19 protein-coding genes are annotated in these 19844 nt (G+C 60.2%); 14 read left to right on the top strand and 5 right to left on the bottom strand.

Annotated features, from left to right (window positions below; all coding sequences use genetic code 11):
• Nucleotides 1–53 precede the first annotated feature (53 nt).
• Nucleotides 54–899, bottom strand: coding sequence for a pantoate--beta-alanine ligase (gene panC / locus JKL48_RS02220; protein ID WP_201977953.1), 846 nt, complete (start codon nt 897–899; stop codon nt 54–56).
• 120 nt (nt 900–1019) lie between these two features.
• On the opposite strand from panC, the gene JKL48_RS02215 reads away from it, so the two are divergent.
• The 9 genes from JKL48_RS02215 to JKL48_RS02175 all read left to right on the top strand — a co-directional run bounded on the left by JKL48_RS02215 (nt 1020) and on the right by JKL48_RS02175 (nt 9265).
• Nucleotides 1020–1832: a glycogen/starch synthase gene (locus tag JKL48_RS02215; protein WP_201977952.1), complete on the top strand. Its 813-nt coding sequence runs from the start codon at nt 1020–1022 to the stop codon at nt 1830–1832.
• Nucleotides 1816–3324 (top strand): DUF4270 family protein, encoded by a 1509-nt coding sequence (locus JKL48_RS02210; protein WP_201977950.1) that lies wholly within the window; start codon nt 1816–1818, stop codon nt 3322–3324. The genes JKL48_RS02215 and JKL48_RS02210 overlap by 17 nt, the downstream gene beginning before the upstream one ends.
• Before the next feature lie 80 nt (nt 3325–3404).
• A complete protein-coding gene (glmS, locus tag JKL48_RS02205; protein WP_201977948.1) occupies nt 3405–5240 on the top strand; it encodes a glutamine--fructose-6-phosphate transaminase (isomerizing) in 1836 nt (611 codons plus the stop codon).
• A gap of 175 nt (nt 5241–5415) precedes the next feature.
• Nucleotides 5416–5799: a RidA family protein gene (locus JKL48_RS02200; protein WP_201977946.1), complete on the top strand. Its 384-nt coding sequence runs from the start codon at nt 5416–5418 to the stop codon at nt 5797–5799.
• An 83-nt stretch (nt 5800–5882) separates the two neighbouring features.
• The gene (locus JKL48_RS02195) at nt 5883–6074 is read left to right on the top strand and encodes a hypothetical protein (RefSeq protein WP_201977943.1); all 192 of its coding nucleotides are present in this window, start codon (nt 5883–5885) and stop codon (nt 6072–6074) included.
• Between the two features lie 289 nt (nt 6075–6363).
• Nucleotides 6364–6507 (top strand): erythromycin esterase family protein, encoded by a 144-nt coding sequence (locus tag JKL48_RS02190; protein ID WP_201977942.1) that lies wholly within the window; start codon nt 6364–6366, stop codon nt 6505–6507.
• A 121-nt stretch (nt 6508–6628) separates the two neighbouring features.
• Entirely contained in the window at nt 6629–7000 is a 372-nt protein-coding gene (locus tag JKL48_RS02185) for an erythromycin esterase family protein (RefSeq protein WP_201977939.1), read from the top strand.
• A gap of 131 nt (nt 7001–7131) precedes the next feature.
• Nucleotides 7132–8673: a glutamate--tRNA ligase gene (gene gltX / locus JKL48_RS02180; RefSeq protein ID WP_201977938.1), complete on the top strand. Its 1542-nt coding sequence runs from the start codon at nt 7132–7134 to the stop codon at nt 8671–8673.
• A 196-nt stretch (nt 8674–8869) separates the two neighbouring features.
• A complete protein-coding gene (locus tag JKL48_RS02175; RefSeq protein ID WP_201977931.1) occupies nt 8870–9265 on the top strand; it encodes a hypothetical protein in 396 nt (131 codons plus the stop codon).
• Between the two features lie 12 nt (nt 9266–9277).
• Here JKL48_RS02175 and JKL48_RS02170 read toward each other — a convergent pair whose 3' ends face one another.
• Nucleotides 9278–9871, bottom strand: a complete 594-nt coding sequence (locus tag JKL48_RS02170) for a toxin-antitoxin system YwqK family antitoxin (protein WP_201977929.1) — start codon at nt 9869–9871, stop codon at nt 9278–9280.
• A 163-nt stretch (nt 9872–10034) separates the two neighbouring features.
• Here JKL48_RS02170 and JKL48_RS02165 point away from each other — a divergent pair, with 163 nt between their 5' ends.
• Nucleotides 10035–10817: a TIGR00266 family protein gene (locus JKL48_RS02165; RefSeq protein WP_201977927.1), complete on the top strand. Its 783-nt coding sequence runs from the start codon at nt 10035–10037 to the stop codon at nt 10815–10817.
• 405 nt (nt 10818–11222) lie between these two features.
• Here the strand turns inward: JKL48_RS02165 and JKL48_RS02160 are convergent, their stop codons facing one another.
• Nucleotides 11223–12773, bottom strand: coding sequence for a GH3 auxin-responsive promoter family protein (locus tag JKL48_RS02160; RefSeq protein ID WP_201977925.1), 1551 nt, complete (start codon nt 12771–12773; stop codon nt 11223–11225).
• A 90-nt stretch (nt 12774–12863) separates the two neighbouring features.
• Nucleotides 12864–13595 carry an LPS export ABC transporter ATP-binding protein gene (gene lptB, locus JKL48_RS02155; RefSeq protein WP_201977923.1) on the bottom strand — a complete coding sequence of 244 codons (732 nt, stop codon included), beginning with the start codon at nt 13593–13595 and terminating at the stop codon, nt 12864–12866.
• A 152-nt stretch (nt 13596–13747) separates the two neighbouring features.
• Here lptB and JKL48_RS02150 point away from each other — a divergent pair, with 152 nt between their 5' ends.
• From JKL48_RS02150 to JKL48_RS02140, 3 genes are all read left to right on the top strand, one after another.
• Entirely contained in the window at nt 13748–15040 is a 1293-nt protein-coding gene (locus tag JKL48_RS02150) for an OmpP1/FadL family transporter (protein ID WP_236668559.1), read from the top strand.
• A gap of 27 nt (nt 15041–15067) precedes the next feature.
• Entirely contained in the window at nt 15068–16615 is a 1548-nt protein-coding gene (locus JKL48_RS02145; protein ID WP_201977906.1) for an SGNH/GDSL hydrolase family protein, read from the top strand.
• Nucleotides 16616–17001: 386 nt separating this feature from the next.
• A complete protein-coding gene (locus JKL48_RS02140; protein WP_201977905.1) occupies nt 17002–17742 on the top strand; it encodes a carboxypeptidase-like regulatory domain-containing protein in 741 nt (246 codons plus the stop codon).
• A 13-nt stretch (nt 17743–17755) separates the two neighbouring features.
• Here the strand turns inward: JKL48_RS02140 and JKL48_RS02135 are convergent, their stop codons facing one another.
• A complete protein-coding gene (locus JKL48_RS02135; RefSeq protein ID WP_201977904.1) occupies nt 17756–18754 on the bottom strand; it encodes a YpdA family putative bacillithiol disulfide reductase in 999 nt (332 codons plus the stop codon).
• Nucleotides 18755–18905: 151 nt separating this feature from the next.
• Between JKL48_RS02135 and JKL48_RS02130 the strand changes: the two genes are divergently transcribed.
• Nucleotides 18906–19820 carry a methyltransferase domain-containing protein gene (locus tag JKL48_RS02130; protein WP_201977899.1) on the top strand — a complete coding sequence of 305 codons (915 nt, stop codon included), beginning with the start codon at nt 18906–18908 and terminating at the stop codon, nt 19818–19820.
• The last annotated feature ends 24 nt before the right edge of the window (nt 19821–19844 follow it).

Raw genomic sequence — 19844 nt, 5'->3', positions numbered from 1 at the left:
CAAAGGTAAAACCGAACCGCGTGGTGCATCGGTGCCACGCGAAAGCAACCGCCCTATTCCACCAGCACGTTGTCAATCAACCGGACGCCCCCTAGGTGCGCGGCGAGGCACAGCACCACGGCCCGGCCGGGCACGTAAGTTTCCAGTGGTTGCAGGGTCTGGGCATCGGCCACTTCCACGTATTCGGGGGCAATGAGCGGTTCTTGCCCAAGCGCCGTTTCCGCCGCCGCCCGGACCTGCGCGGGCGCTACCCCGTCCCGAACCTGGGCAGCAGCGGCAACCAGCACCTGGTGCAGCAGCGGAGCAGCGGCGCGGGCCGCCGGGCCCAGCCGGCGATTGCGCGAGGACATGGCCAGCCCGTCGGCTTCCCGAACAGTGGGACGGGCCACGATTTCCAGGTCGAACGACAAGTCGGCCACCAGTTGGCGCACAATGGCCACCTGCTGCCAGTCCTTCTGCCCAAAATAGGCCCGGTGCGGGCGGGCCAGGTGGAACAGCTTGCTCACTACCGTGGCCACGCCGTTGAAATGCCCGGCCCGGTGCGCCCCTTCCATGACCCGTTCCAGGGGGCCAAAATCAAATTTCAGCACCGTTGGCTGGGGGTATATTTCGGCCACCGACGGCACGAACAGCGCCGTGCAGCCGGCCGGGGCCAGCAACTCGGCATCGGCCTCCGGCACCCGCGGGTACAGCCGAAAGTCCTCCGGATTGTTGAACTGCGTGGGGTTGACAAAGACGGTGGCCACCACTTCGTTGCATTCGGCACGGGCCGCTTGCACCAGTTGCAGGTGGCCGGCGTGCAGGGCCCCCATGGTGGGCACCAAGCCAATGCGCTGGCCCCGGCTGCGGGCTTGTTCGGTGTAGGCCTGCAACCCGGCCGCGGTAGTGAGTATCTGCATGAACGTGGAAGGTCGCTGGAATAGCCCCCGAAGTAGATTTATGTTGAATTTCCGCGCAAAATTGTGTAATTTTGTGCACCCATAGTATGGCCCTGTTCCATTCTCTTCAATAATCCCTTTATGTCGAAGCTACGCATCCTCTACGCGGCCACCGAAATTGACCCGTTTCTGCAGACCACCAAGGTGGCTGAAATGCTGCGTCGGCTCCCCGCCAGCATGCAGGAAATGGGCTGCGAAATTCGCATTTTCGTCCCACGTTTTGGCATCATCAACGAACGCAAGAACCGGCTGCACGAAGTAGTGCGCCTTTCGGGCATCAACATTGCCGTGGGCGACGACGAGAAACCTTTGGTTATCAAGGTAGCTTCTATTCCTACTGCCAAGCTGCAGGTATATTTTATCGATAACGAAGACTATTTCCACCGCAAATCGGCCCTGGTTGACAAAAACGACAAGTTTTACGCCGACAACGACGAGCGCGCCATCTTTTTCTGCAAAGGTGTGCTCGAAACCGTGAAGAAGCTGGGCTGGTCGCCCAACATCGTGCACTGTTCCGATTGGATGACGGGCCTGATTCCGCTATACCTGAAAACCACCTACAAAAAAGACCCGGTGTTCAAGGATGCCAAATCGGTGTTCTCGATTTACAACAACGAGTTCGACGACAAATTTGAGGGCAACATTCTGGAAAAAGCGAAGATGCTCGACATCGACGATGCCATGCTGGCGTCGTTGAAAACGGCCGATTTCAGCGGCTTCATCAAAATGGGCATGGAGTATGCCGATACCGTGGTACGGTCCGACGAGGACTTTAGCGACAACATGAACGGCATGTTCCACGAATACGCCCTCCACAGCCGGCTCAGCCAGGTGGCCACCGACGAAAACCTGCACTCTTCTTACCTAGCGCTCTACAATGAATTGGCTAACTAGCCGCTGTGCTCCTCTGACGGCCCTGGCCGCGCTGGCCCTGGCCAGCTGCGACACCGGCACGGCCCTGAACGTGGACCTCCCCGACACCACGGCCGTCAACACGCTCTATAAAGACCTGAGCGTGGACGTGGCCACCGTGCGCTTTGCCCCGGTAAGAACCCAGAAAGCCGACCATTTCCTGATTGGCCGCCTGGCCGACAACGTGGCCGGCACCACCGAAGCCCGCGCATACCTGAACGCAACAACGGGCAGCTCGAACGACTCGCTGCCGTCTAAGTACGCCACTCCCGTGCTCGACTCGGTGGTGCTGGTGATGGGGTTTGATAATGTGAACGGCAGCACGACCACGCCCGCCCGGTTCGACATTTATAATCTGCAAGCACCCCTGGATGAGCGCCAAACGTACAGCAGCAGCACGACCACGGCCACCACAGCCCAACCGCTGGGCCTGAACGTGACCAGCCGGCTCGACCGCACGGTGCGGGTAAAGACCGATTCGACGGCGACCACTCCGACGTACTATACCAACGTGCTTACCCAAACGGTGCGGCTGGCCCTGCAGCGCACGGCTGCGGTGAGTGCGCCGTTTGCCCCGGCACCGGCAGTGGCGTCGCCGTTTTTCGACGGTTTTTATACCTCGCTACGCGGCACCACCACCCTCACGCAAGCCAAGCTTGACGCCCTGATAAATGGCTTGGCCATTGGCCCCAATGCCAGCTATTCCAGTGCCATTCTCAGCTTTGGCCGGACGTATAATGCCCGCTTGGCCTTCTTTTTTCACGACGATGCCGTGGCCGCCCCTGCGCCCCCGTTGCGCCGGGCCTGGCACTCATATTCCATCTTTTTTGGCCCCGTTAACAGCAGCGTTGGCTTGGCCACAGCCAGCGACCCTCGCTACTACACGCAAATCACCAACTCGCTGTCCGGCACTCCACTCAGTGCCCTGACAGACCTTACCCAAGCGGTATCGGCTAGCAACTTGTTGGTAAATGGCGTGCCGACCAGCTACTTGCAGGAAGGCACGGGCCTGGGTACGCGCATCACCTTCCAGGGCCTTGAGCAGCTGACCAACATTCCCGGCCTGACCATCAACCGCGCCGAACTGCGCGTGCCCATCAAGCCCTACAGCAACGCGCTGTTTGTGAACCCCACCTATATCTACGCACTGGAGGTAGACGCCCGCAACCAGATATTGCAGCGCACAATAAACTATTTGCCCACCGACCGGGTAGTGCAGAGCGACGGCAGCGACCAATTGAGCGCAGGTAGCCCGGCAGCGGGCACCATTGTAGACGGCGGCACGACGCAGCAGTACTACAACTTGCTTATCACCAGCTACCTAGACGCTTATTTAAAAAGCAAGCTCGACGGTAACCCGGCTTCGTTGGTCCTCGTGCCTGCTACCCGTACCTCTTCGGCGCTGTCGCTGAACCGCGCGGCCATCGATGCCTCTACTATTCGATTGCGCGTATACTACTCGTCTAAAAAGTAGTGCTGCATGGCTAGCTTCGCACCGAGCAAAGGCTCGCTGTCCGCTTTTGCCCTTTCTTTCCGTCCTTAATTTTTCCTGCCATGTGCGGCATTGTTGCTTATCTGGGCCATCGTGAGGCCTGCCCCATCATTCTCAAAGGCCTGCATCGGCTTGAGTACCGCGGTTATGACTCTGCGGGCGTGGCGCTGCTCAACGGCGACCTCAATGTTTACAAAAAGAAGGGCAAGGTCAGTGACCTTGAAGCCTACATTGCGGCCAAAGACACCCATGCCACGGTGGGCATGGGTCATACCCGCTGGGCCACCCACGGCGAGCCCAACGACGAAAACGCGCACCCGCACTATTCTACTTCGGAGCGCATTGCCATTATTCACAATGGCATTATCGAGAACTATGCCTCGCTGAAAACGCATTTACAGAAGCAAGGGCACGTTTTCCACTCCGATACGGACACGGAGGTTTTCGTGAACCTGATTGAGGAAATTCAGAAGCAGAACCATTGCTCGCTGGAAGAAGCTGTACGGCTGGCGCTGCACGAAGTAGTGGGCGCCTATGCCATTGTGGTGCTCAGCAAGGATGCGCCTAACCAGCTCATCGCCGCCCGCAAAGGCTCGCCAATGGTGATTGGCATTGGCGAAGGCGAATTCTTTATTGCGTCGGATGCCACCCCCATCATCGAATACACCAACGAGGTGGTGTATGTGAACGACTACGAAATCGTGGTCATCCGCGACGGGCAACTGGAAATCCGCAGCAAGGAAGATGTAAGCCAGACGCCTTACATCCAGAAGCTGGAGCTGGAGCTCGACTCCATCGAAAAAGGCGGCTACGAGCACTTCATGCTGAAGGAAATTTTTGAGCAGCCCCGCTCCATTCTGGACTCCATGCGCGGGCGTCTGGAGCTGGGCGGCAGCCACCTGAACATGGGCGGCATCCGGGCCTACGAGCAAAAATTTGTGAATGCGCAGCGCATCATCATCGTGGCCTGCGGCACGAGCTGGCACGCCGGACTGGTGGCCGAATACCTGATTGAGGACTTGGCCCGCATTCCGGTGGAAGTGGAATACGCTTCGGAGTTCCGCTACCGCAACCCAATTATCACGGAGCGCGACATCGTTATTGCCATTTCGCAAAGCGGCGAAACGGCCGATACCTTGGCGGCCATTGAACTGGCCAAGAGCAAAGGCGCAACCATTTTTGGGGTGTGCAACGTGGTGGGCAGCAGCATTGCCCGCGCCACTGATGCCGGTGCTTATACCCACGCCGGCCCGGAAATTGGGGTGGCAAGCACCAAAGCCTTCACCGCACAAGTGACGGTGCTGACCTTGCTGGCCATGATTATGGGCCAGAAGCGCGGCACCATCACCGACACCAAGCTACGCGAGCTGATGGTGGAGCTGGACACCATTCCGTCCAAAGTAGAAAAAGCATTGCTGCTGGATGCCCAAATTCAGGAAATCGCCGAGGAATTCAAAGACGCGACCAACTTCCTCTACCTGGGCCGGGGCTACAACTTCCCGGTCGCATTGGAAGGCGCCTTGAAGCTCAAGGAAATCAGCTACATCCACGCCGAGGGCTACCCGGCGGCGGAGATGAAGCACGGCCCCATTGCCCTGATTGACGAGAACATGCCGATGGTGGTCATTGCCACTCGCGACAGCTCGTACGAGAAAGTGGTGAGCAACATTCAGGAAGTGAAGGCCCGCAAAGGCCGCATCATCGCCGTGGTGAGCGAGGGCGACACCGTGATTCCGGCCATGGCAGAATTCGTAATTGAGGTGCCCCATACCAGTGAGGTGCTGATGCCGCTGGTATCGGTGATTCCGCTGCAACTCCTCTCCTACCACATTGCCGTGCTACGCGGCTGCAACGTGGACCAGCCCCGCAACCTGGCAAAGTCCGTGACGGTGGAGTAGCTTTTTGAGCTGTTGGCCAATTGCGGCTAGCTGTTAGCTTCCCTTGAAAGGGGCTGATGGCTAGCCGCTATTGGCTTTTAAACCACCTTTGCGGCAGAGCAGTGTAATTTACAGCCGTCGTTCTCCACCAAACAAAAGCTAACGGCTGATAGCTGTCAGCTAAAAGCTCCATAAAATGCCCCACCAAATTATTCTTACCGACCAGGCTCCGGCCCCCATTGGTCCCTATTCGCAAGCCGTGAAGGCAGGCAACACCGTGTACGTTTCGGGCCAGATACCGCTGGACGCCGCCGGGCAGCTGGTGGCCGGCGATGTGGCCGCCCAAACCCACCAAGTGCTGCGCAACCTGACGGCGGTGCTGGCCGCAGCCGGCCTAACCCTGACAGACGTGGTGAAATGCAGCATTTTTGTGAAGGACCTGGGCAACTTCGCCACCATCAACCAAGTGTATGGGAGCTACTTTGACGAAGCCGTGGCTCCGGCGCGGGAAACGGTGGAAGTAAGCCGATTGCCGCGCGACGTGGAGGTGGAAATTTCCTGCATCGCGGTGGCGGCCTAAAACAGGCTACGGCTTGCTCATACTACCGCTTTGGCCTCATCGTTATCGGCAGGAACAAGCTAAAGCATGTTCTATACCCGCTTATGAAAGAACTTGGACTCGGCCTGCTCATTCTGGGACTTATTTCAATGGTCCTGCCACTGATTAACCCCAACCTGCACTACGTTTTTCTGACTTGGATAGACAAGTGGGGGCCGGCTATGGCCTGGGGCATTCGCGGCGGCATTGCCCTGCTGGGCCTGGTGCTCTGGCTGGGTTTCAAAAACCGTGATTAACATTGCTTTAGCCTGGCATACGGTGGCGCTGCCTTGCTGCTTCCTCGTGAGTGGCAGGGCAGCGCATGCGTAGCGCAAAGCAGAAAAAAGCAGTTTGCAGGGCCTTGTAGCGCCAAGCTCGGTGTTAACAAAGCTTGGTGAGCGGGCGTAGGGGAGAGCACGCTGACTGGTAGAACCGGGCGGTTGGTCATCGACCTTGACTCTGCTCTTACTTCCATGGAACGCAAGCCTACCTCCCTGCCGCCGCAACAAGACAACCAACCCGGCTTCGAGAACGAAATGACGCCGCGTGGGTTTCTACGGCCTGGACGTGTACAGCCTCTGGGAATCGTTGCAGGCAGTGCTGCACCACGCGGAGCAGCAGGGCGAGGGTGCCACAACGGCTGCCCGCCAAGCCTTCCGTTGCTTCGAGCCCTACAGCGCCGACCCGTAGGAATATGCCCGCGCCGTGGCCTTCGTGTCGGAAGATTGCCAGCATGAAGTCAACGGCTAGCTTCGAACGCTGCGCCGCCAGGCGGCCGGCCGCCCCTACACCCAGTTGACAGGTGTTCATCGTGGGGGTTGGCTCGTACCAAGGCGGCGTTATTGCGGGCAAGAAATGGGGCGCGCCGATAGAACAAATGCCCGTGCCGGCGGCCACTCGGAACTCCTGGGAAGACCAGCTGCACACCAAGCTCAACGGTCAAAATGCGCTGCTGCTATCCAAAGAGTTGAAAACCGACGCACGCTTCGAACTGCCGTTGGGGCATCGGGCCATTGGGGTGGGGTATCGGCCCCAGGCAGAGCAATTCGGCAACTACGTGCTGTCGGATGTTCCGGAACGGTACGACGCGTTTATGTTCCCGGACCAGACCAGCGCCCTGCACCCGCTGGCCATTCAGGCAACCGAAAGCGGGCCGCCTGACTTATACCCCTGGGGCGAGTAGTGTAGCGTGGGCTCCGTAAGTCCGCGCATTGGTTGGCCCTGCCGCTTCCGCGGGCTTGCAGGGTCCACGCTACTGCCAACGGCCTTACCTTTGCGACGCGTTCCGAACTCGGGAGCGCGTTTTTTTCTGTTATGACTGAGAGAGAAGTTCGGGTGCGCTTTGCGCCCTCCCCCACCGGGCCGCTGCACATTGGCGGCGTGCGCACCGCGCTATACAACTACCTGCTGGCCCGCAAACTGGGCGGCAAGATGCTGCTGCGCATCGAAGACACCGACCAAAACCGTTTCGTGCCCGGCGCCGAGGAATACATTCTGGAAGCCCTGGCCTGGTGCGGCATCGTGATTGACGAAGGCGTGGGCGTGGGTGGCCCGCACGCGCCCTACAAGCAGAGCGAGCGCAAGCCCATGTACAAGCAGTACGCCGACCAGCTCATCGCCGACGGCCACGCCTACTACGCCTTCGACACGCCCGAGGAGCTGGACGCCATGCGCGCCCGCCTGCAGGCCGCTAAGGTGCCCAACCCGCAGTACAACAGCATCACCCGCGCCCAGATGCGCAACTCCCTCACCCTGCCCGAGGACGAGGTGAAGGCCCTGCTCGACGGCGGCGCGCAGTACGTGATTCGCCTGAAAGTGCCCCGCAAGGAGGAAGTACGCTTTCAGGATTTGATTCGCGGCTGGGTGGTGGTGCATTCAAGCGCCATCGACGACAAGGTGCTGATGAAGTCGGACGGCATGCCCACTTACCACTTGGCCAACATTGTGGACGACCATTTGATGGAGATTTCGCACGTCATCCGCGGCGAGGAGTGGCTGCCGAGTGCGCCGCTGCACGTGCTGCTCTACCGCTACCTGGGCTGGGAGAAGACCATGCCGCAGTTTGCCCATTTGCCCCTGCTGCTCAAGCCCGACGGCACCGGCAAACTCAGCAAGCGCGACGGCGACCGCCTGGGCTTCCCCGTGTTCCCGCTGGAATGGCACGGCATCGACGGCGACACCGGCGAGCCGACCCTGAGCCGCGGCTACCGCGAAGACGGCTACCTGCCTGAAGCACTGGTGAATTTCCTGGCCTTCCTGGGCTGGAACCCTGGCTCGCAGCAGGAAATCTTCTCGATGGACGAGCTGATTCAGGCCTTCTCCATTGAGCGCGTGAGCAAGTCGCCGGCCAAGTTCGACCAGAACAAGGTGAAGTGGTTCAACGAGCACTACCTCCGCGCCAAACCCAACGCCGAGCTGGCGCCCTACCTGCTGGAGGCCTTGCACGAGCACGCCATCGTGTGCTCGCCGGAAAAAGCCGAGCAGATTGTGGGCGTGATGAAAGAACGGGTTTCATTTCCGAAAGATTTCTGGCAGGAAGCCAAATACTTCTTTCAGGCCCCTACCGAGTACGACCCAGCCGTGGTCAGCAAGAAGTGGAATGCCGAAGTAGGCGCTGCCCTCACGGCCTACGCCGCCGCCCTGCCTGGTGCCCCCGCAGTTTCGGCCGAAGACCTGAAAACCTTGTTCAACGACACCATGGCGGCCCAGGGCCTTAAACCCGGCCAGGTGCTGCAAGCCCTGCGCGTGGCCGTAACCGGCGCTGCCGCCGGCCCCGATTTGTTCGAAACGCTGGTGATTCTGGGCGTGCCCGAAGTAGTTGAGCGGTTGCGGGCCGCTGTAGTCGCGCTGGGCTAAGGCTGCACCGCTTTTCCAGGCAGGCGCTACCAGTTGCCGGGGCGGCGGCAGGTAGCCGCCGCCCCGGCTTATTTCCGGCCACTGACCAAACAAGTGGGACAATGTTGGTTTTTTACTTGAAGCCAGGCTAACCCACTACCTGTCGGCACTGTTTCGCGTAAAGCAAAGTCCATCTCTGTTTCTCTCCCTTTCTGTCATGGCCAAGAAACCCGTCAAGCCCAAGAAAACCGCAGCCGACCCTGCCAAAAAAGCCCGCGTCCACAAGGAATTGGAGGGCTTTGAGATTGGGGTGAATCCGCTGGGCGAAATCACGTCCAACTACAGCATTGAGCAAATCAACCAGTTTCTGGGCCGCCACGTGCGCGACAAGAAGCTGGTCGACCGGGCCGGCCAGTTTGGCGAAAAGCCGGCTCCCGGCGAAACCGAGGACGACGCCTTCCCCATCGAAGACGGACACCACGAGGCCGAGCCCGAAGAATCGGACGAAGAATTTATCAAGCGCACCAGCCGCGAGGCCAAGCGCAAAAAGACAGTGGAAGACCCCGAAAAAGAAGCTGCCGAAACCCGTGGCGAACTGCCGTTGGAGGAGTAACGCGGCGGGGGGTTACAGGGTGTGCGTGGTGCCGGTGCGGAGGCCGTTCTCAAAGTTTTCAACTTTGATGAGTTTGCCATCGGCATAGCTTTCAGTGCGGATTTTTCGGCTGGCCTCGTAGGTTTCCACCTGCGTCAGTTGGCCGTGCTCGTAGGTTTCAGTACGGCTCAAAGTGCCGTCAGTATAGTTTTGAATGCTTGTGATTTGCCCATCGGGGTCGTAGCTCGTCCAAGGGCCGTACCAATAGAAGCGCGGCGCCTTGCCTTTGCCAGTCACCCATTGGGCCCGGCCCCGGCGCGCTACCTGTCCACCGGCGTGCCAGTAGGTTACTTCGCAATAGCCGTCACGGCCATACTCCTCAGAGTGGTCGAGCTGGCCCGTGGGCGCGTAGTAGCGAAAGGTGCGCACGGGCCGCCCGTGTCGGTACTGCCCGGCGGTGAACGGTTGCTTATTAGCATCGTCGTAATAGGTGCGCCAGCGTCCTCTGGCTAGCCCGTGCCGGTCCGAACGGTTGGGCTTCCAGAAACCGTGGGGGCTGTACTTGGTACCGGCACACGAAGCTAGCAACGCTACGTAGCTAAGAAACAACCAGCGGGAAAGGCGCATACGACGAGAGCGTTAAGTTTAACTATAAAATTAGTTGAAATCTTTTTCCTAACGCCGTCATTGAAAAATATTGTGTGCCCGCTGCCGAAGTTGGGACGGCTTTTAGGCGAGCCAGTGGGCTTTGCGGCTATCTTTGGCCGCATCATTCGCCCCGTTCTTTGCTATGAACTCGCACGACGTCGACTACCGCATTCTTGGCTCCGACATTCAGGTTCTCGAAATTGAGCTAGACCCCAACGAAACCGTTATTGCCGAAGCCGGCGCCATGGTTTACATGGAAGAAGGCATCGCGTTCGAAACCAAGATGGGCGACGGCTCCGAGCCCGACCAGGGATTCATGGGCAAGCTGTTTTCGGCGGGCACCCGCCTCATCACGGGCGAGTCGCTGTTTCTCACCCACTTCACGCACCGCGGCGGGTACGGCAAAAGCCGCGTCGCCTTCTCGGCCCCTTACCCCGGCACCATCATTCCCATCGACTTGCGGGACCTGCCCACTGGCCTCATCGTGCAGAAAGACGGGTTTCTGGCCGCTGCGCGGGGCACCAAAATCAGCCTGCACTTCAACCAGAAATTTGGGGCCGGCTTGTTCGGGGGCGAAGGCTTTATCCTGCAAAAGCTCACCGGCGACGGCAAAGCCTTCGTGCACGCCGGCGGCACCATTATCGAGAAAAAGCTCAACAACGAGCTTCTGCGCGTGGACACCGGCTGCGTGGTGGCTTTCGAGCCGGGCATCGATTTCAGCGTGGCCCGGGCCGGCGGCCTCAAGTCGATGATATTCGGCGGCGAGGGCTTGCTGCTGGCCACCCTGCGCGGCACCGGCCGCGTGTGGATACAATCGATGCCCGTCAAAAAGCTCATTCGGGCCCTTGCGCCAAGCGGCGGCAATGCGCAGAAAGAAAGCGGCGGCGTCCTCGGCAGTCTGCTGGGCGGCATCCTCGACGAATAGCCCAACCGAAAAGCCCTTCTTTGCAGAAAGCTAACTTCGTTTAGTGCAGGGCCTGCGAGACAGCCGCTGATTGGTCGGCCAAGCCTTTGATGGCAAAAACAATGGCCACGAGCAGCACAACGCCAACTACTCCGGCTACGCGCAAGAGGTACTTGGCATCCTTGGATTCGTCGTGTTTGCGACGAGCCGATTCACGGCGTTGCTTTCGGGATTTGTATGGGCGTTTGTATACCGAATTTTGGGCCACGGGCTTGTTGGAAAAATAGGGCAGGGCGGGAATATTACTGTAATATTACCAATTATCCGTTGATATAATTCCACCTATCCCCAGAGTAATTCACACCGGCACGATTAAACCTCAGATTTGGCGCAGCTGATGCAGCCGGAAGGCTTGCTGCCTGTGGGTTAGTCCCGGCTCGGGGTGGCGGCAGCCGTCGTGAGTACGGCTTCCAGCACGGTGCGCGAGTTGAGCAGGCGCGGCACTTTGTGCTGGCCGCCCAGCTTGCCTTGCCCGGCCAGCCACGCATCAAACGTGCCTGCGGGCACGGCCCGGAGCATGGGCGGCGCCAGGGCCATATTCCGGTAGCGCTTGGCTGCGTAATCAGAGTTGACAGCGCCCAGCGTGGCATCAAGCACCGCTCCAAACTGCTCCAGGTTGGGCGGGGCCGAGTTGGGAGCAAACTCCAGCGCCCATTCGTGCCCGCCGCGGGAGGTAGCGCTGCCGGGCGCAAACCAAATGGGCGCCACCGTGAAGTCGCGCACTGCCGCGCCCGTGGCTTGGCAGGCGGCCGCCACGGCCGCTTCGGCGTTCTCTATTACGACTTCTTCGCCGAAAGCATTGAGAAAATGCTTGGTCCGGCCCGTGATGCGCACCCGGTAGGGCACCAGCGAGGTAAAGCGCACGGTGTCGCCCACCACGTAGCGCCACAGCCCGGCATTGGTGCTGATGACCAAGGCATAAGGCCGGTGCAGCTCCACTTCGGCTAGGGAAACGGGGCGCGGGTCGGGTGCCGCCCACTGGTCGGCGGGCAGGAATTCGTAGTAGATGCCGTGGTCGAGCAGCAGCAGCAGGTCCTCGCTATCTCTTTGGTCCTGAATGGCAAAGTAACCCTCGGAAGCATTGTAGATTTCGAGGTAGCGCATGCGGGCATCGGGAACGAGCTGGCGAAACAGCTCCCGGTAGGGCCCGAAGGCCACCGCGCCGTGCAAAAACAGGCGCAGGTGCGGCCACACCTGAGTAATGTCGTCGGCGCCGGCCAGGGCTACTACGCGGCGCAGCAGCACCACCATCCAGGTAGGCACGCCGGCCAGCACACGCACATCCTGCCGCAGTACATGCGCGGCAATGCGCTCCATTTTCTCCTCCCATTCATCCAGTAGCGCCAACTCCAGCGGCGGGGTGCGCAGCCACTGGGCCCACGGTGGCAGTTGCTGCATGATGACGGCCGACACGTCGCCCACCCGCGAGGCCGGCTCCTGCGGCCGGAACGGATTGGGGCCGTGCGCGCCGCCCAACGAAAGGGTTTTGCCGGCCAGCAGCCGCTCCTGGGGGTAAAAATGGGTGCTCAGCGCCAGCATGTCGCGGCCGGCGCGGTAGTGGCAGGTGTGCAGCGCCTCGGCCGTGACGGGGATAAACTTGCTGCGGGCATTGGTGGTGCCGCTGCTTTTGGCAAACCATTGTGGGCGCCCCGGCCACAGCACGTCGGGCTGGCCGCGCAGCACCTTTTCCAGTTCCGGATACAGCTGCTCGTAGGTGCTTACGGGCACGCGGCGGGCAAAATCGGCAGCCGTTATTTTCTCGCCAAAGCCGTAGCGGCGGCCCCACTCCGTGCCTGCCGCACGGGCCAGCAAGTGGGCCAGCAACTGGCTTTGCAACTTCTCGGGCTGCGCCCGCACGCGCGCCAGCCGGGGGAGGCTGCTCCATTGAACGGCGCGGGCGAGGAGTTGGTCGAGCATGCGTTAGGGATGTGGTTGGGTAAAACTGGAAGCACGTCCTGCTTCGGCTGCGCTCAGCAGGACGTGCTTTTGCTTATTCTCTACCCTTTTCTACACGTTGCGCTTCAGCTCGAAGTTCTTGCCGAGGTACACGCGGCGCACCGTTTCGTCGCTGGCCAGTTCTTCGGCGGTGCCGGCCTTCAGCAGCTTGCCTTCGAAGAGCAAGTAGGCCCGGTCGACGATGCTGAGCGTGGAGTTCACGTCGTGGTCGGTGATGAGCACGCCGATGCCCCGGTGCTTGAGCTTGGCCACGATGCCCTGAATTTCTTCGGTGGCAATGGGGTCGACGCCGGCGAAGGGCTCGTCGAGGAGCACGAATTTGGGGTCGACGGCCAGGGCGCGGGCTATTTCGGTGCGCCGCCGCTCGCCGCCGCTCAACACTTTGCCCAGGTTTTTGCGCACGTGGGTTAGGCTGAATTCGTTGAGCAGCTCCTCTACTTTGTCGTGGCGGGCCTCCTTCTTCATGCTCGTCATTTCGAGCACCGCCATGATGTTTTCCTCCACGCTCAGGTCCCGGAACACGCTGGCCTCCTGGGCCAGGTAGCCCACGCCCAGGCGGGCCCGCTGGTAGATGGGCATGGTCGTGATTTCGGTGGTATCCAGAAAGATACGACCCGAATTGGGCTTCACCATGCCCACCATCATGTAGAAGCAAGTGGTTTTGCCGGCGCCGTTGGGGCCCAGCAGGCCCACGATTTCGCCTTGTTCCACGGTCACCGACATGTCGTTGACGACGGTGCGGGCTTTGTATTTTTTGACAAGGTGGTCGGCGCGGAGAATCATGCGGGCAAAGGTAAGGCATCGCCGGAAGGCGGGCGAAAGTCGTCACAAACGGCTGAAACGAAAGATATTATTCGGCTTGCCTACTAATTGCCGCAAAAAAATCTGTTACTTTTAGCCCAGAAACACTCATCCCACCCTCAAACTCGTTTTTTATGACGGTTAGAAAATTACTCCTCGCGGGGGGAGTGCTGCTAGTCAGCGCGTCCGCAGCATCTGCCAGCGGCTTCCAAGTGAACCTTAACGGACAGAAAAACAATGGCATGGGCGGTGTAGGCGTGGCGCTTTCGCTCGACCAGGCCGCCATGTTCTACAACCCCGGCGCCCTGGCCATGGTGCGCGAGAGCGGGGTCCAAATCGGGGCCAATTTTGCCTTTGCACGCAATGCGTTCATTCCCGAAACCGGGGGCGGCCAGAGCAACCTGCGCAACACGACCGTGACGCCGGCCAATTTTTACGCCGCCTTTGGCCCCAAGGAAGGCAAGTGGAAATTTGGCGTCGGCGCCTACACGCCCTTCGGCAGCGAGCTGCACTACGCCAACAACTGGGAAGGCCGCTACGCCCTCACCGACATCAACCTGCGCGCCATCTTCGCCCAGGTAACGGGTTCCTACGCCATCACGCCGCAGCTGAGCATCGGCGCGGGCCTGGTAATGCTGGCCTACGGCGACGTGGACCTGCAAAAGGACATTCCGCTCGCGGCCCAGAACGGCGCACCCACGCCCCACATCACCCTCAACGGCAAGGCCAAGCAAACCTTTGGCTACAACGTGGGCATCTTCTTCAAGCCCAGCGACAAGCTGAGCGTAGGCGCCAGCTACCGCTCGCAGGTAGACGCCAAGATTGAAGGCGGCGACGTGCGCCTGCGCGACGTGATTGCCTCGACGGGCGGCAACTTTACGGCCACCAATTTCAGCGCCACCCTGCCCCTGCCGGCCACCGCCAGCGTGGGCCTGGCCGTGATGCCCAACGACAAGCTAACCCTTTCGGTCGAAGCTAACTTGGTGTATTGGAACGTGTACCACACGCTGGACTTCACGTTCAGCGGCAACAACGGCTACGGCACCACGCCTGGCCTGGTGGGCGGCAGCAGCACTTCCTCGGCCAAGCGCTATTATCAGGATGCGTTGTGCTTCCGCCTCGGCGGCCAGTACAAAGTGACCGACGGGCTGACGGTGCGCGCCGGCGGCTTCTTCGACCAGTCGGCGGTGAAGGACGGCTACGTGAGCCCCGAAACCCCCGACGCCGACCGCATCGGCCTGACAGCGGGCTTGTCGTATGATTTCGGCAAGCACTTCGGCGTGGATGCCTCCTTCCTGTTTGAGGACTTCATGAAGCGCAGCCAGAGCCAGGCCGACCTCGTGAACAACGGCACCACCGACCGCGTGGCCGGCACCTACAAAACGACCATTGCCGTGCCCGGCGTGGGGCTGTACGTTAAATTCTAATTCCCACCGGCTTTTCGACGTTCAACCATGAATTTCTCCTCCAAACATACCTTGCCTGCGCTGGCCCTGCTGGGCCTGACGTTGGGCAGCTGCCAGCCCACGCTGGACGACAACCGCCCCGCCGCAACGGCTGGCTCAGCTGATTTCTCGCGCTACATCGCCGTAGGCAACTCCCTCACGGCAGGCGTTTCGGACGGCGGCCTTTACCGCGAAGGCCAGTTGAGCTCCTACCCCAATATCTTGGCCCAGCAATTTGCCCAGGTGGGCGGCGGCCCGTTCGTACAACCGCTGTTCAGCGAGGCGCAATCCAACGGCACTGGCTACCTGCAGCTGACCGGGTTCACGCCGGCCACGCCGACGGCGACGTCCGCGCCCCTCACGGCCAGCGTGACCTCGAAGCTGGCCGTCCGCGGGGCCGTGGTCACCCGTTCCAACCCGGCCACCAATCCGCAGCCCATCTACACGAAAGACCTTTCGGAGGTAAATAATCTGGGAATCAGCGGTATTCGCATGTCGGACATCCTGACCCCGGGGTTTGGCAACGTGGCGCTCACGGGGGGCACGGCGTCGGCGCCGACGTCCATTTTTAACTCGTATTTCGAGCGCATTACCCCCGATAACAGCAACGAAAGCTACCTGGACCGGGTGAAGCGCACGGTGGCTTCCATCAAACCTACGTTCTTCACTGAGTGGCTGGGCAACAACGACGTGCTGGGCTACGCCACAGCAGGCGGGGCGGCTAACTCGATAACCCCCGCCGTCACCTTTGCGGTCAATACCGGTTATGTGCTGGATGCTCTAACATCCGGCGGAGCCAAAGGCGTGGTCATCACCATTCCGGACGTGACGAACATTCCGTTTTTTACAGCGGTAGGTCCCTCGTTCCGCGCCAACCTAGACTTGAATAAGGTGCCGGTGGCCGCCGCACCCTTCATTTATACCACCGGCACGCTGGCGCCGAGCGCCACCCCCGGCGCCAATGCCCGCGTTACTACTACGCTGTCCAGCATTCGTGATGCCAGCGGCAGTGGCAACTTGCTGCTGATGCTTACCGCCTCGCCCTACGTGAGTTTTTACGGCAAAGTAAGCGGCAAGTACTGGCGCGACTTCTACCGGCAAGCCACCGGCGCCTACCCAACTCGACCGACCGACCCCGCTTTCAATGCTTTCCTAGGCGGCATGGGCGTCGATACCACGCAGGCATTTGGCCAAAGTTCGGGCAACCCCTTCCCCAGCACGCTGGTGCTGGACCCCACCGAGCAGGCAGCCGTCGCTTCGGCTACCACCACGTTTAATGCGACGTTGACCGCCGCCGCTACCAGCCGCGACCTGGCCATCTTCGATTCCAACACGTTTTTCCGCGGGGTAGCGCAGGGCGGCTACGTCACCAACGCCGTAAACAACACGGCTGGCTTTATTTCCGGCAACCTGTTCAGCCTCGATGGCGTGCACCCCACGCCGCGTGGTTACGCGGTGGTAGCCAACGAAATAATAAAAGTCATCAACGCTAAATACGGCAGTTCGCTGCGGCAAGTCGATGCCAATGCTTACCGCGGAGTGCAGTTCCCGCAGTAAACCAGCAAGCTTACAATCAGGCCATTAAAAAAGCACCTTCTCCATCTGGAGAAGGTGCTTTTTTGTGAGATGGCGAATGTTGGTGGCCGGATTCGGCAAGGACCTCTCGTGCCGTTGAGCATAAGCCCAGCAACGGGGCGCCGCACACTATACAGCGCGGTAGCGCGTTTGCTGAGCAAGCATAAACCAACTGGTTACCAGCTAGGCGGCCGTTTCCTGACTAACCAGCGAAAGCCCGTTGCGCAGCAATTAACTGCGCGTGGTGACGGCCGTTTTAGATGAACCCGCGGCTGGTGGCCGGCCGCCGCACACGGGGCTGGTCACGAACAGGCCGGGCTTGAGGGCACTCATACACTGGTTATTATCCAGCCCCTATATTTACTACTATGACTTTCTCTTTACGTTCCCTCCTTTTGGGTCTCCTGGTGGGGTTAGGGCTGTGGATTAGTGCCTGTAGCAAAACCAGCGAGCCGTCGCCTCCACAACCCGGAACGATAACGGGGCAAATTGTCCCCGCATTGGCCCTTTTTGGAGCAACGGCTACTCCTGCCGGGGGTGGGACTCCCTATGCGGCGGTCATCAACGCTGCCACGGGTCAATACACTTTTGCCGGCCTGCCCGCAGGAAATTACACCATAGCTTATGCCACGTCTCCCGGTTATCCAGTTCCCAACACGCAGGCGGTGACCTTCCCTGCCGGTGCCACCAACACCCTGCCGCCATTAGTAATCCAACTTAACCGTGCTTTGTTGCTCACAAATCGCAACTGGATTATCACGGCTTACACCATGAGTCCCGGCATCTCCTTGGGAGGGGCGTACATCACCGACCTATACGCTCAGCTCAGCCTTTGCAATAAGGATGATTTTTTTCGGTTTGAAAATCCCAACATCCTCAAAAACGATGAAGGTGCTACCAAATGCAATTCGACCGACCCCCAGACGACCACCGGCACCTGGGCCCTCAATTCGGACCAAACGATTGTTACCGTAGCTGTACCAGGAAGCGCGCCACAAAACTATAACATTGTAGAGCTGACTGATACTTCTTTTAAATTCACCCTTAGCCAGACCGCCGGCACACCCGCCGTCACCTATACTTACACCGTTACGTGTCGCAAAATGTAAGCGGCACCAACCCTTAAAACTTGGGAGTGGCGTTGTTTTTGGCACTGGTGCCAAACTCCGCAGCCAGGTGCGCGGCAATCAGCTGCGCGTGGTGCCGGCCGTTTTCGATGAACCAGCGGCTGGTGGCGCGCCCGCCGCACACGGTGCCGGCCACGAACAAGCCGGGCCGGGTGGTTTGGTGGGTGGTGGGGTCGAAGAGCGGGGCGCAGGCTTCGTCATCGGGGTCGGGCTGCACGCCGAGGCAGCCCAGCAGCGCCTCATCAGGGTGGTAGCCGGTGAGGGCGTACACGAAATCGGTGGGAATCGTGAGCGGACCGTCGGGGGTAAGAACTTCCACGGCATCGGGGCGGATGGCGGTGACGGTGGCATTGAAATGCGCCGTGATGCGACCCTCGGCAATGCGGTTGACGAGGTCGGGGCGAATCCAGTATTTCACGGAATGGCTCACCTCCGGGCCGCGCACGATGAGCGTGACTTTAGCTCCGGCGCGGGTCATTTGCAGCGCGGCTTTGGCCGAGGAGTTTTTGGCGCCGATGACCACGACGTTTTGCAACACGTGCTGGTAAGGCTCCTTGTAGTAGTGGCTTACATGGGACAGGTCCTCGCCGGGTACGTTGAGCAGGTTGGGCAGGTCGTAGAAACCGGTGGCCACGATGACGTTGCGGGTCGAAATTTCACCTTTGTCGGTGGTGATGGTGAAACGGCCTTGCTCGCCGTCGAGCTTCAGCACCTTTTCGTGCAGGCGGATGTCCAGCTTTTCAGACTTGGCCACGCGCTGGTAGTAGTCGAGGGCGTCTTCGCGCAGGGGCTTGTAGTGCGCCGTGGGGAAGGGGTAGCCGCCGATTTCGAGCAGCTCGGGCGTGGAGAAAAATTCCATGTTGGTGGGGTAGCCGACCAGGGAATTGACCAGCGCGCCTTTTTCGACAATGGCTGTTTTGAGGCCTTTGCGTTGGGTTTCGAGGGCGCAGGCCAGGCCCACGGGGCCGGCCCCGATGATGAGAGCGTCGAGCATAATAAGATAAACAATTTGCGGTGTAGGAACGCGCCGTGGCGCGCTCGGTCGTTGCACGGGGAGTAGCCCGGCCTCACAGTTAATTGGTGTATAATTGCAGCCGAACGGTGCGGCCGCCGAACGCGCCGTGGCGCGTTCCTACCTTTGCGCCATGCGTACCTGCGACTTGTGCGGCAGCACCGATTTTAAGAAGCTGCCTTTCTACTACGAATTTGAAGGCCAGCGGCTGCAAGGCACCCAGTGCCGCAGCTGCGCCCTGATGTTTCTCGACCCCCAGCCCACGCCCGCGCAGCTGGAACGGCTCTACGGCAAAGACTATTTCACCGAGCGCCCCAACTACGACCGGACGCAGCAGGAGGTCGTGTTCATCGAAGAAGGCCAGAAGCAGGCTGCTTTAAACCAGGTTCGGTCCGACAAGTTCACGAGCTACATCCTGGCCAAGTACCCCGGCCGCCGGTTCCGCTACCTCGACGTGGGCTGCGGCCCCGGCTACACCCTCAAAAGCCTGGAGGCGCTGGGCTGGGAGGCCCACGGCCTGGAAATATCGGAGCACGCCGCCGACTTTGCCCGCCGCGAGCTGCATTTGCCCGTGGTGACCGGCAACATCGAAACCACCGAAGATTTCCACGAAAACCAGTTCGACCTGGCCTACATGGGCGACGTACTGGAGCACCTGCTTTCGCCCAGCGCCACGCTGGCCAAGTTCCACCGCATGCTGGAGCCGGGCGGGCTGCTGGTGCTGGCGCTGCCCGCTACGCTCAACCTGCCCACCGTGCGGCTGGGCTTCGCCGCCTACGGCGTGCTGGGCAAAGAGCGCAAGATGGATATTCCGCCCTACCACCTCTTCGAATTCACGCCGGCCACCATCACCAAAATGCTGAAGAAGCAGGGCTTCGAAGTGATGGAGCTGCTGAACCCGGTGAAACCACCGAAGAACATTCGCCTGGGCGGCAGCCTGTTGGAGAAGGCCAGTAAGCTGGCTGGGCAGTACCCGACGTATTATCTGAACAAGCTGACCGGTCGGTTTGGCGACCGCATGTTTGTGGTGGCGCGCAACGTGAAGTAGGCCGAATAAAAAGAACGTCATGCT

Source organism: Hymenobacter rubidus (assembly GCF_016734815.1).
Taxonomy (GTDB): domain Bacteria; phylum Bacteroidota; class Bacteroidia; order Cytophagales; family Hymenobacteraceae; genus Hymenobacter; species Hymenobacter rubidus.
Note: the sequence above shows the minus strand (reverse complement) of the source record. Positions and strands in the feature narration are given on the sequence as shown.

Bases quoted from the DNA above. Each gene is read 5' to 3' on its own strand.
- gltX (WP_201977938.1), top strand. From the start codon at position 7,132: ATGACTGAGAGAGAAGTTCGGGTGCGCTTTGCGCCCTCCCCCACCGGG.
- panC (WP_201977953.1), bottom strand. From the start codon at position 899: ATGCAGATACTCACTACCGCGGCCGGGTTGCAGGCCTACACCGAACAA.
- JKL48_RS02140 (WP_201977905.1), top strand. From the start codon at position 17,002: ATGACTTTCTCTTTACGTTCCCTCCTTTTGGGTCTCCTGGTGGGGTTA.
- JKL48_RS02135 (WP_201977904.1), bottom strand. From the start codon at position 18,754: ATGCTCGACGCTCTCATCATCGGGGCCGGCCCCGTGGGCCTGGCCTGC.
- JKL48_RS02175 (WP_201977931.1), top strand. From the start codon at position 8,870: ATGGCCAAGAAACCCGTCAAGCCCAAGAAAACCGCAGCCGACCCTGCC.
- JKL48_RS02215 (WP_201977952.1), top strand. From the start codon at position 1,020: ATGTCGAAGCTACGCATCCTCTACGCGGCCACCGAAATTGACCCGTTT.
- JKL48_RS02170 (WP_201977929.1), bottom strand. From the start codon at position 9,871: ATGCGCCTTTCCCGCTGGTTGTTTCTTAGCTACGTAGCGTTGCTAGCT.
- JKL48_RS02210 (WP_201977950.1), top strand. From the start codon at position 1,816: ATGAATTGGCTAACTAGCCGCTGTGCTCCTCTGACGGCCCTGGCCGCG.
- JKL48_RS02130 (WP_201977899.1), top strand. From the start codon at position 18,906: ATGCGTACCTGCGACTTGTGCGGCAGCACCGATTTTAAGAAGCTGCCT.
- JKL48_RS02145 (WP_201977906.1), top strand. From the start codon at position 15,068: ATGAATTTCTCCTCCAAACATACCTTGCCTGCGCTGGCCCTGCTGGGC.
- JKL48_RS02150 (WP_236668559.1), top strand. From the start codon at position 13,748: ATGACGGTTAGAAAATTACTCCTCGCGGGGGGAGTGCTGCTAGTCAGC.
- JKL48_RS02165 (WP_201977927.1), top strand. From the start codon at position 10,035: ATGAACTCGCACGACGTCGACTACCGCATTCTTGGCTCCGACATTCAG.
- lptB (WP_201977923.1), bottom strand. From the start codon at position 13,595: ATGATTCTCCGCGCCGACCACCTTGTCAAAAAATACAAAGCCCGCACC.
- JKL48_RS02195 (WP_201977943.1), top strand. From the start codon at position 5,883: ATGAAAGAACTTGGACTCGGCCTGCTCATTCTGGGACTTATTTCAATG.
- JKL48_RS02200 (WP_201977946.1), top strand. From the start codon at position 5,416: ATGCCCCACCAAATTATTCTTACCGACCAGGCTCCGGCCCCCATTGGT.
- glmS (WP_201977948.1), top strand. From the start codon at position 3,405: ATGTGCGGCATTGTTGCTTATCTGGGCCATCGTGAGGCCTGCCCCATC.
- JKL48_RS02160 (WP_201977925.1), bottom strand. From the start codon at position 12,773: ATGCTCGACCAACTCCTCGCCCGCGCCGTTCAATGGAGCAGCCTCCCC.